Origin of the sequence: Mesorhizobium sp. M7A.F.Ca.CA.002.15.2.1 (genome assembly GCF_003998715.1) — a bacterium.
GTDB lineage: Bacteria > Pseudomonadota > Alphaproteobacteria > Rhizobiales > Rhizobiaceae > Mesorhizobium > Mesorhizobium ciceri.
Genome location: NZ_RZPI01000118.1, coordinates 1 through 10,717 on the forward strand (window position 1 = coordinate 1; position 10,717 = coordinate 10,717).

The 10,717-nt window shown below is 62.2% G+C and carries 9 protein-coding genes and 1 pseudogene; 7 read left to right on the forward strand and 3 right to left on the reverse strand.

Annotated features, from left to right (window positions below):
* On the reverse strand, nt 1–1,047 hold a 1,047-nt coding region (gene argE / locus ENZ74_RS09725; protein WP_127312749.1), incomplete at its 3' end, for an acetylornithine deacetylase.
* Nucleotides 1,048–1,323: 276 nt separating this feature from the next.
* On the opposite strand from argE, the gene ENZ74_RS09730 reads away from it, so the two are divergent.
* Nucleotides 1,324–3,393: an NAD(P)-binding protein gene (locus ENZ74_RS09730; protein ID WP_063168701.1), complete on the forward strand. Its 2,070-nt coding sequence runs from the start codon at nt 1,324–1,326 to the stop codon at nt 3,391–3,393.
* A 120-nt stretch (nt 3,394–3,513) separates the two neighbouring features.
* Here ENZ74_RS09730 and ENZ74_RS09735 read toward each other — a convergent pair whose 3' ends face one another.
* Together ENZ74_RS09735 and ENZ74_RS09740 are read right to left on the reverse strand one after the other, a co-directional pair.
* A complete protein-coding gene (locus ENZ74_RS09735; RefSeq protein ID WP_063168700.1) occupies nt 3,514–4,647 on the reverse strand; it encodes a hypothetical protein in 1,134 nt (377 codons plus the stop codon).
* 148 nt (nt 4,648–4,795) lie between these two features.
* Nucleotides 4,796–5,323, reverse strand: a complete 528-nt coding sequence (locus ENZ74_RS09740; protein WP_063168699.1) for a hypothetical protein — start codon at nt 5,321–5,323, stop codon at nt 4,796–4,798.
* 275 nt (nt 5,324–5,598) lie between these two features.
* Here ENZ74_RS09740 and ENZ74_RS09745 point away from each other — a divergent pair, with 275 nt between their 5' ends.
* The 6 genes and pseudogenes from ENZ74_RS09745 to ENZ74_RS09770 all read left to right on the forward strand — a co-directional run.
* The gene (locus tag ENZ74_RS09745; RefSeq protein ID WP_013530455.1) at nt 5,599–6,201 is read left to right on the forward strand and encodes an ANTAR domain-containing response regulator; all 603 of its coding nucleotides are present in this window, start codon (nt 5,599–5,601) and stop codon (nt 6,199–6,201) included.
* 2 nt (nt 6,202–6,203) lie between these two features.
* The gene (locus tag ENZ74_RS35695) at nt 6,204–6,446 is read left to right on the forward strand and encodes an ABC transporter substrate-binding protein (RefSeq protein WP_281057004.1); all 243 of its coding nucleotides are present in this window, start codon (nt 6,204–6,206) and stop codon (nt 6,444–6,446) included.
* Nucleotides 6,401–7,468: pseudogene (locus ENZ74_RS09755) on the forward strand (CmpA/NrtA family ABC transporter substrate-binding protein); the annotation flags it as partial. The gene ENZ74_RS35695 and the pseudogene ENZ74_RS09755, both read left to right, overlap by 46 nt.
* 68 nt (nt 7,469–7,536) lie before the next feature.
* Nucleotides 7,537–8,427 carry a nitrate ABC transporter permease gene (gene ntrB, locus ENZ74_RS09760; RefSeq protein WP_013530458.1) on the forward strand — a complete coding sequence of 297 codons (891 nt, stop codon included), beginning with the start codon at nt 7,537–7,539 and terminating at the stop codon, nt 8,425–8,427.
* A gap of 11 nt (nt 8,428–8,438) precedes the next feature.
* A complete protein-coding gene (locus ENZ74_RS09765) occupies nt 8,439–9,236 on the forward strand; it encodes an ABC transporter ATP-binding protein (RefSeq protein ID WP_013530459.1) in 798 nt (265 codons plus the stop codon).
* Nucleotides 9,237–9,240: 4 nt separating this feature from the next.
* Nucleotides 9,241–10,717: NAD(P)/FAD-dependent oxidoreductase (locus ENZ74_RS09770; protein ID WP_164760986.1), on the forward strand; the 1,477-nt coding region annotated here is incomplete at its 3' end.

Consider the following 10,717-nt stretch of genomic DNA (forward strand, 5'->3'; position numbering starts at 1 on the left):
CCCCGGTCCGCACACGACCGTCGGCGTGCCGAGATCGCGGCTGAACAGGCCGCCTTCCGTGCCGAAGGCCATCTTGATGGTATTGTTGGCGCCGGTCAGCGATTTGACGAAGGCGACGGCTTGCGAACTGGCTGGCGTGTCCAGGCCGGGATAGGTGTTGGTGATGTCGATGTCGATTGCTGCCTCGGGCGCGATGGTCGAGGCTTCGGAAGCAATATGAGCAGCCTCCTTGCGCAGGCGGTCGAGAATCTCGTGCGGGTCGTCGGCTGCGACATTGCGGATCTCGAAGTCGACCTGGCAAAGGTTCGGCACGATGTTCAGCGCCACGCCTGCGTTGATCTTGCCGACATGGACGGTCGTGTATGAGATGTCGTAGTCGCCGTCGCGGGCGCCATCGCGCACCAGCCGGTCCTGTTCGCGGCGCAAGGCGGCGACGAAGTCGCAGCCGAGATGGATGGCGTTGAGCGCCAGCGGGGCCAGCGCCGAATGGCCTTCGCGCCCCTTGCAAAGCGCGCGTGCGGCAAGCTTGCCCTTGTGCCCCGTCGCCACCTGCATATCGGTCGGCTCGCCGACAATGCATAGCAGCGGCCGATGCGGGGCCGCTTGCAGCATGTCGACCAGGCTGCGCACACCGATGCAGCCGATCTCCTCGTCGTAGGAGAGTGCCAGGTGCAGAGGCGTCTTCAGCGTCATTTTCGCGGCCTTGAGGCACGCGGCGAGCGCGCAGGCCACAAAACCCTTCATGTCGGCCGCGCCGCGTCCGTAAAGCTTGCCGTCACGGTTCGTCATCTCGAAGGGCGGCAGCGTCCAGGCCTGGCCGTCGACGGGAACGACGTCGGTGTGACCGGACAGCATGATGCCGGAAGCATCAGTCGGTCCGATGGTGGCAAAGAGGTTGGCCTTGTGGCCGTCCTCGCTGTGGATGATCTGGCTGGCAGTGCCGTGTGCGTCTAGCAGGTCCGCCACGTAGTTGACGAGGGCGAGGTTCGAGTCGCGGCTCACCGTCGGGAATGCGAGCAGCTTTTCGAGGATCTGGATGCTGTCCATGCGTCTTGTGTCTCATTGGCCGTCGGTACTTCTAGCATCGCGTGGCCGGGGCCTTGAAGTCGCATTTGGCTCAGTCGGGATTCAGCGGATGCTAATCCGGATGTGTGCGATTAGGCGCGGCCTAACCGGCACAGAAGAAATCTGTTGTTTTCCGGCGCTTGCCGCAACTTATGAATGGTCTCACGGCATCAACCCACTGGGCTGGCCGGCTTGCGTCACGCCTCGAAACCATGATCGGGCGTGCTGCAGGGCGACGCTGGCAGGAAGGCACGTTCCATGCGCGATCCGCGTTATGATATTCTGTTTGAGCCCGTGAAGATCGGTCCGGTGACCGCCAAGAACCGCTTCTATCAGGTGCCGCATTGCAATGGCGGCGGCTATCGCGACCCTTCGGCCGCGGCCGAGATGCGCCGCACCAAGTCGGAAGGCGGCTGGGGCGTCATCTTCACCGAGCAAACCGAGATGCACCACACATCGGAGATCACGCCCTTCATCGAGCTCAGGCTGTGGGACGATGCCGATATTCCGGCGCTGGCGAAGATGGCCAAGGCAATGCACCAGCATGGCGCGCTGGCCGGCATCCAGCTGGCCTACTCAGGCATCAACGGGCCGAACCTCTACACCAAGGAAGTGCCGCGCGGGCCGTCGGCCCTGCCGATCCGCACCTTCACCAACGATCCGGTGCAGGCGCGCGCCATGGACAAGCAGGATATTCGCGACCTGCGCCGCTGGCATCGCAATGCCTTCAAACGGGCGAGGCTCGCGGGCTTCGATTTGGTGTGCCTCTACGGCGCGCATGGCTTCGGCATCATCCAGCACTTCCTGTCCACGGCCACCAACCAGCGCAGCGACGAATATGGCGGCTCGCTGGAGAACCGCTCGCGGCTGATGCGTGAGCTGATCGAAGAGGGCAGGGACGCTATCGGCGACACGTGCGGCCTGACGCTGCGGCTGTCGCTGGACGAGATGATCGGTGAGCTCGGCTTCGCCAATTCCGAAGTGCGCGACATGATCGAGATGCATGCCGATCTGCCCGACCTCTGGGACCTGGCGCATGGCGCCTGGGAGGACTGCTCCGGGCCGTCGCGGTTCAAGGAGGAGGGCGCGCAGGAGAGCCTGGTGTCCGGCATCAAGAAACTGACCTCGAAGCCGGTCGTAGGCGTCGGTCGCTTCACCTCGCCGGATGTGATGGTGAAGATGATCAAGTCCGGCACGCTGGATTTCATCGGCTGCGCGCGCCCATCGATTGCCGATCCCTTCCTGCCGAAGAAGGTGGAGGAGGGGCGCATCGAGGACATTCGCGAATGCATCGGCTGCAACATCTGCATCACCGGCGACATGACCATGTCGATCTCGCGCTGCACGCAGAACCCGACCTTCATGGAGGAATGGCGCAAGGGCTGGCATCCCGAACGCATGCAGGCCAAGGGCGATAGCGACAGCGTGCTGATCGTCGGCGCCGGCCCGGCCGGGCTGGAGGCGGCGCGTGCGCTCGGCCTGCGCGGCTATCAGGTGGCCATCGCCGAGGCCGGCACCGAACTTGGCGGCCGCGTGGCGCGCGAGTGCCGCTTGCCTGGTCTCTCGGCATGGGGACGCGTGCGCGACTACCGCCAGTACCAGATCAGCCAGATGTCCAATGTCGACGTCTATTTCGAAAGCCGATTGTCGGCGCAGGAGATACTGGACTTCGGCTTTCAGAACATTGCGCTTGCCACCGGCTCGACATGGCGCCGAGACGGCGTGGCGCGCGCGCATGTCGTGCCGATGCCGATCGACCCGGCCATGCCGGTCTACACGCCGGACGATCTGATGGCCGGCACTGTGCCGACCGGCAGTGTCGTGCTGTTCGACGACGACCACTACTACATGGGTGGCGTTCTGGCCGAGCTGATGGCGCGCCAGGGCGCGAAGGTGACGCTGGTGACGCCGTCGGCCTATGTATCCGACTGGACCCGCAACACGCTGGAGCAGGGCGCCGTCCATCGCCGGCTGGCCGAACTCGGCGTCGAGATCGTGCTGAACCGGACTGTGACGCGCATCGTGCCGGGCGGTGTTGCCACGGCGTGCGCCTATACGGGCAGCCAATTTGACATCGCCGCGGACGCCGTGGTGCTGGTCACGTCACGCCACCAGGACGATAGTGTCTGGCAGGAATTGAAGGCGCGGCGGGACGAATGGGCCGACAGCGGAATCCGCTCGATCAAAATCATCGGCGACGCCGAGGCGCCGGGTCCGATCGCCTGGGCAACCTATGCCGGTCACCGCTTCGCGCGCGAGCTGGATGAAGCCGATATCGGCGACGCACTGCCCTTCCGCCGCGAGGTCACGGCGTTGGCCGCGGAATAGGGCGCCTGCGGTTCGCTGCAGGCGACAGGGTCATCGCGTGAAGGGCGGATTTCAGCGCCGCTGCAGTGCTCGACCAGCAGGTTCTTTTAAAGTGCATAGCTGCGGGAATGGCTGTTGTCGCTACTCATCGTCGTCTTCGGTTTCCGGCTTAGGAGCCATGGCCTTAATGAAGGCATCTTCTACAGTGCGCGGAACTCTTCGACGGTCGGACATTTCAGATATTGCCTGTGCGATTGCTCCAACAGACGCCTTTCCGTCGATGCTTACGGTAGCTGTCAGATCTACAAATGTCGCAATTGCGTTTCGATAAAGCGCCGAGACCAAAAACCCAACGGGCTGACCGGAAGGTAAAACCAAGTGCTCCCGTCCAACTGGCTCGCCATGGAGAAAATTGTTTCTCGCTTGGTAAGCGAGAGCATACAGATAGCTGGGAAATGCTTTTCTTACGACGCTCTTTTTGCTCAACCGCACATCATGGACTTTTTCGCGAACTGCTTCACGCTCCCATTCACCGCGTTCAATCAATGCAAATACTTTCGCGCGGTTGGCTTCACCGCCAGGGCCAGGGTGCACGAGTATCTCAAATGCGCTTATCCAAAGCGACAGGGATCGGCCCCAGTCATATATCGTGGCGCCCGCGCTTTGCGGCATTTGCATTGCGGCATTAGCAGCGTTCAGAGAGCGAAATAGCGCAAGTTGTTCCCAGTGTGGCGTTCCGCCGGAAAATCTCTTCCTCCACCAGTCTAGCAAAACTTTTAGTAACGCTTCATCAATGTCCCAATCGCGAATCTGGACGACCGAAAGTCCTGGCGAGGAAAGCCCCCTAAATCCTTTGATCTGATGAAGTGCGCTTACGGCCGGAGTGTTCGCGATGAGGTGCTCGCCATTCCGATCGACCATCCAAGGATAAAGATCGAAAGAGTCAGAGTACATCGGTCGGGAATAATTGCGATGAGTTATGGCCGCAGCGCGTGCAAATGGGATGATGGACGCGGCAACGGCATCTCGAAAACCCGAGACAGCTTCGCTGTTGAGAAACTCGGCGGGCGTATCAGATCTCGCAACGAGCGCTGCGGGCGTAATCCTCACTCCGTGGCTGTTTGTAAACCTTCGGAAGAATGCTTTTAGATTTGGCTGCAGGGCAAAATTATCGGACAGGCGCGCGTCATCGCTGCCGATCATGGAGAATTGTTCTCCCTCAATCGGGTCTGTGACGACGATGTTCGGAAGCGCAGCGAGAATATTCCAACTCATCAAAGAAGCTCATTTCCCGGCATGATTATTTAGCGGTCGGCGCGACGCACATAAGCCTCGGCCGATCTAGGATATCGGTAGTGCGACTCTTTTCATGATCGGCTGATTGGCATCCAACGAAGCCGCAGACAATTGGATTCCGAATGATCTAGCGTTGCGCCGCTGCTCCCCGTCGATTTCTCTCCAACTCAACTCGACCAAAATTGGCGATAACGCTCTCACCCTCTTTATAGACTTTCAGCGCGAGATCTGAAGCATTGCTCAGCGTGTTGAGCGGCACACGTTTGATCGCTCGGCTTTTACGATCAGTAGCCTTCAATAATTTCGCAACGCTATTGGTCGCTAGAACATGTTCTCCACCGCTGTCGATAACCATACTGTGGGCGGCGAGGTTCCGAGCCCGGTTTACTTTTTCAACGCCGTCTGCGTAACGCAGGACTGGCTTCTTCCATTCGTCGTTGGATATCTGCGTGACAAATGCCTTCAGGATTTCAACTTTTCGGGCCGGGTCCAGGGCAGCGACAACCGCGAGTGTCAGCGCCTTCCCGCCAAGAGATAGAGCTGCCACCAAGACGGCATTTAACTGATTGTCTAAGAGTGAAGCCATGAGTACGATTCGGCCCACGACTTCACAGATCTCTTTTTCAGCTTCAGTCTCAGATTTCTTGTCGATCATTTTTCGTCCTCAGATCTGGTGCCGTTGCCGCCGTTGTAATCTCAACGCGATCAGCGCCATAGGCTGCTTGATCTCTGCCTTGGTTCCAGTTGCTGTTCCGGTCGTCTCAAACCGATTGACGTAGTGAATGCGTTAGCCGCAGTCGGTCCTACTGCCGCCAAAATCACAGCTATCCATTTCCAGCGTCCACCTCTATAGGCCTGCCAAGGCGTAGCGAGCACCGCTCTCTCTCGATACCGCATTGCACAATTCCCTCGCTTAGTCACAATGCAGGCATGGTTCGAACCGCACTCGCCGTCCTGGTGATCGATGAAAACCGCATCCGCGCCGCGATCATCGAGGCGGGTTTGCGCGAGGCCGGCCATGAGCGGGTCACCGTCATCCATGATGTGACCGGCATTGCGCGGCGGATCGCCGAGATCGAGCCCGATGTCATCGTCATCGATCTCGAAAACCCGAATCGCGACATGCTGGAAAACATGTTCCAGCTGTCGCGTGCCGTAAAACGGCCGATCGCCATGTTCGTCGACCGCTCCGACCAGGCCTCGATCGAGGCGGCGGTCGATGCCGGCGTTTCGGCCTATGTCGTCGACGGTCTGCGGCAAGAGCGCGTCAAGCCGATCCTCGACATGGCGGTCAGCCGCTTCAACGCCTTTTCGCGCATGGCACGCGAACTGGAAGAGGTTCGCGGCGAGCTCGAGAGCCGCAAGGTGATCGACCGTGCCAAGGGCATCCTGATGAAATCGCGCGGCCTCTCCGAAGAGGCGGCCTACACGCTGCTGCGCAAGACGGCGATGAACCAGAACCGCAAGATCGGCGACATCGCCCAAAGCCTGGTGACTGCCGCGGGGCTGCTGGGACCGGCGGAGGACGAATGAGCATGACTGCCGAGCACCAGATCACCGCCGGCTTCATGCCGCTTTTCGACAGCGCCGTGCTGGTCGCGGCCGGCGAGCTTGGCTTCGCCGCGCAAGAAGGCATCGATCTGAAGCTGCACCGCGAGACATCCTGGGCCAACATCCGCGACCGCATCGCCATCGGCCACTTCCATCTCGCGCATATGCTGGGACCGATGTCGAGGTGCTCAAGCAGGCCTCCTGGGGTGCGACACGCGACAATCTGATGCTCGGCGGCGCGGCCAACGGCATCGACGGCGCTCATATCCTGACACCGCTGCCTTACCTCATGCACACCGGCAAGGTGACGCAGAACAACCAGCCGATGCCGATGGCGATCGTGGCTCGGCTCAACTACGACTGCCAGGGCATTTCGGTCGCCCAGGAATATGCCGGCACCGGTGTCGGCCTCGACGCCTCGAAGCTGAAAGACGCCTTCGCTGCCAAGAAGGCGACCGGCAAGGAAATCAAGGCCGCCATGACCTTCCCGGGCGGTACGCATGATCTGTGGCTGCGCTATTGGCTGGCCGCCGGCGGCATCGATCCCGACAAGGACGTCTCGACCATCGTCGTGCCGCCGCCGCAGATGGTGGCCAACATGAAGGTCGGCAATATGGACGTGTTCTGCGTCGGCGAGCCGTGGAACGAGCAACTCGTCCACCAGGGCGTGGGCTTCACCGCCGCCACGACAGGCGAATTGTGGAAGGGCCATCCCGAAAAGGCGCTCGGCCTGCGCGCCGAATTCATCGAGAAATATCCGAACGCCACCAAGGCGATCCTGATGGCCGTCATGGAAGCCCAGCAATGGTGCGAGGCCACCGAGAACAAGGACGAGATGGCCGCTATCATCGGCAAGCGGCAATGGATGAACGTGCCCGTCGCCGACATCATCGGCCGCCTCAAGGGCGACATCAACTATGGCAATGGCCGCGTCGCCAACGGCACCGATCTCTCCATGAAGTTCTGGAAGGGCGGCGTCTCTTATCCGTTCAAGAGCCATGATGCGTGGTTCCTTGCCGAGAACATCCGCTGGGGCAAGTTCGCGCCGACCACCGACATCAACGCGCTGGTCGACCAGGTCAACCGCGAGGATCTGTGGCGCGAGGCGGCCAAGGATCTCGGCGTCGCGGCAGCCGACGTTCCGGCGTCGTCGTCGCGCGGCGTCGAGACCTTTTTCGACGGCAAGATTTTCGATCCGGCCAACCCGTCCGCCTATCTCGACAGCCTGAAGATCAAGGCATCGGCGTAGCCTGATCGCAAGCGGCGCGCATGCGCCGCTTGCGATCACTACCTGCCCCCAAGGAGTTTTCCCCAGACATGTCGATCCAGACTATCGAGGACACCAAGGTGAAGGCCTTTCCCGCCAAGCCGGCGGAGGTCATCGCCTTCACTGCCAAGGCACGGCGCCGCTTCGAGCCGCTCGCCATCGCCGGCAAACTGGCGAGCGCGCTGGTGCCGCCCATCATCGTCATCGCGCTGATGCTGGTCGTCTGGCAGATCGCCTGTTCGTCGCCGACATCGAGCCTGCCGCCGCCGACCCAGGTGTGGAACGAGGCCTACGACCTGATAGCGCATCCGTTCTTCGACAATGGCCCGCAGGATATAGGTCTGGCCTGGCGCGTGCTGATCTCGCTGCAGCGCGTCGCCGTCGGCTTCGGCCTGGCGGCGGTCGTCGGCGTCGCGCTCGGTGCGCTGGTCGGCCAGTCGATCTGGGCGATGCGCGGCCTCGACCCGGTGTTCCAGATCCTGCGCACGGTGCCGCCGCTGGCCTGGCTGCCGCTGTCGCTGGCGGCGTTCCGTGATTCCAGCCCGTCGGCGATCTTCGTCATCTTCATCACCTCGATCTGGCCAATCATCATCAACACCGCGGTCGGCGTGCGCAACATTCCCGAGGACTACCGCAACGTCTCGCGCATCCTGCGGCTCAACCAGTTCGAATTCTTCGTCAAGATCATGGTGCCGGCCGCCGCGCCTTACATCTTCACCGGCTTGAGGATCGGCATCGGCCTGTCCTGGCTCGCCATCGTCGCCGCTGAAATGCTGACTGGCGGCGTCGGCATCGGCTTCTTCATCTGGGATGCGTGGAACTCGTCGCGGCTGCCCGACATCATCGTCGCGCTCGCCTATATCGGCGTCACCGGCTTCTGCCTCGACCGGCTGGTCGCGGCGGTCGGCGCCTTCGTCACCCGCGGCACAACGGCAAAGTGAGGAGAGGGGCGATGACGGCCTATCTGAAGCTCGACCATATCGACAAATCCTTCACGCGTGGTGCCCAGGTCAGCGAGGTGTTGAAGGACATCAGGCTGACCATCGACAAGGGCGAATTCGTCTCCATCATCGGCCATTCCGGCTGCGGCAAGTCGACCCTGCTCAATCTGATCGCCGGGCTGACCAAGGTGTCGGCCGGCGCCGTGCTGCTCGAGGACAAGGAGGTCGACAGCCCTGGACCGGAACGCGCCGTGGTGTTCCAGAACCACTCGCTGCTGCCGTGGCTGACCGTCTACGAAAACATCAACCTGGCGGTGTCGAAGGTCTTCGGCCGTTCGAAGAGCAAAGTCGAGCGGCATGACTGGATCATGCGCAATCTCGACCTCGTGCAGATGGCGCATGCCAAGGACAAGCGCCCGGCGGAAATCTCCGGGGGCATGAAGCAGCGCGTCGGCATCGCCCGGGCGCTGGCGATGGAGCCGAAGATCCTGCTGCTCGACGAGCCGTTCGGCGCGCTCGATGCGCTGACGCGGGCCCATCTGCAGGACGCGGTGATGGACATCCATTCCAGGCTCGGCTCGACGACGATCATGATCACCCATGACGTCGACGAGGCGGTGCTGCTCTCCGACCGCATCGTCATGATGACCAACGGTCCGGCGGCGACCATCGGCGAAGTGCTTGCCGTGCCGCTGGCGCGGCCGCGCCGGCGCGTCGAACTCTCTTCCGACCGGACCTTCCTGCGCTGCCGCGAGGCGGTTCTGAAGTTCCTCTACGAACGCCACCGCTTCGTCGAAGCCGCGGAGTAGCACCATGAGCGAAAGACTTGTCATCATCGGCAATGGCATGGCCCCCGGGCGCATGCTGGAGCACCTGCTGGAACAGGCTCCGGGCCGCTACACCGTCACCATCTTCAACGCCGAGCCGCGCGTCAATTACGACCGCATCATGCTGTCGCCGGTGCTGTCGGGCGAGAAGGCCTATGAGGAGATCATCATCCATGGCGACGGCTGGTACATCGCCAACAACATCACCCTCTACAAGGGCCACAAGATCGTTGCCATCGACCGGACGGCGAAGACCGTCACCTCGGATCACGGCGTCACCGAGCCCTACGACAAGCTCGTCATCGCCACCGGCTCGGTACCGTTCATCATTCCGGTTCCGGGCCATGACCTGCCGGGCGTGCTGACCTATCGCGATCTCGACGACGTGCAGGCGATGATGCTCGCTGCCCAGTCGCGGGCCAAGGCGGTGGTCATCGGCGGCGGCCTGCTGGGTCTGGAGGCGGCGGCGGGCCTCAACGCGCAAGGCATGGACGTCACCGTGCTGCATGTCATGCCGACCTTGATGGAGCGCCAGCTCGATCCGGCCGCCGGCTATCTCTTGCAGCGTGCGGTGGAGCAGCGCGGCATCAAGGTCATCACCAAGGCCAACACACAGGCTATCACCGGCAACGGCAAGGTCGGACAGGTGGAACTTGCTGACGGCACCATTATCCCAGCAACGCTTGTGGTGATGGCCGTCGGCATCAGGCCGAATTCGGCGCTGGCCAAACAGGCCGGCATCGCCGTTAACAGGGGCATCGTCGTCGATGCCGGCATGCGCAGCAACGATCCCGACATCTACGCGCTCGGCGAATGTGCCGAGGTCAACGGCCAGGTCTATGGCCTCGTCGCGCCGCTCTACGAGATGGCGCGCGTCACAGCCAGCCAGCTTGCCGGCAACGAAGCGGCGGCCTTCGTCCATATGGACACGCCGACCAAGCTCAAGGTCACCGGCATCGACCTGTTCTCGCTCGGCGACTTCGCCGAGGGCGAGGACCGCCAGGAGATCGTGCTGCGCGATGCGGCGGCCGGCGTCTACAAGCGGCTTGTGCTGAAGGACGACCGCATCATCGGCACCGTGCTCTATGGCGAGACGGCGGACGGCGCCTGGTTCAACGATCTCAAGAAAAAGCAGACCGACATATCGGAGATGCGCGATACGCTCATCTTCGGCCAGTCCTACCAGGGGGGTGCCCCGCTGGACCCTATGGCGGCCGTTGCAGCCTTGCCGGATGATGCGGAGATCTGCGGCTGCAACGGCGTTTGCAAGGGGAAGATCACCGGCGCGATCACGGCCAAGGGCCTGACCTCGCTCGACGACGTGCGCGCCCACACCAAGGCGTCGGCCTCCTGCGGCTCCTGCACCGGGCTGGTCGAGAAGCTGATGGTGCTGACCATCGGCGACAAATACAATCCAGCGGCGGTGCAGCCGATGTGCGGCTGCACGACGCTCGGTCATGACG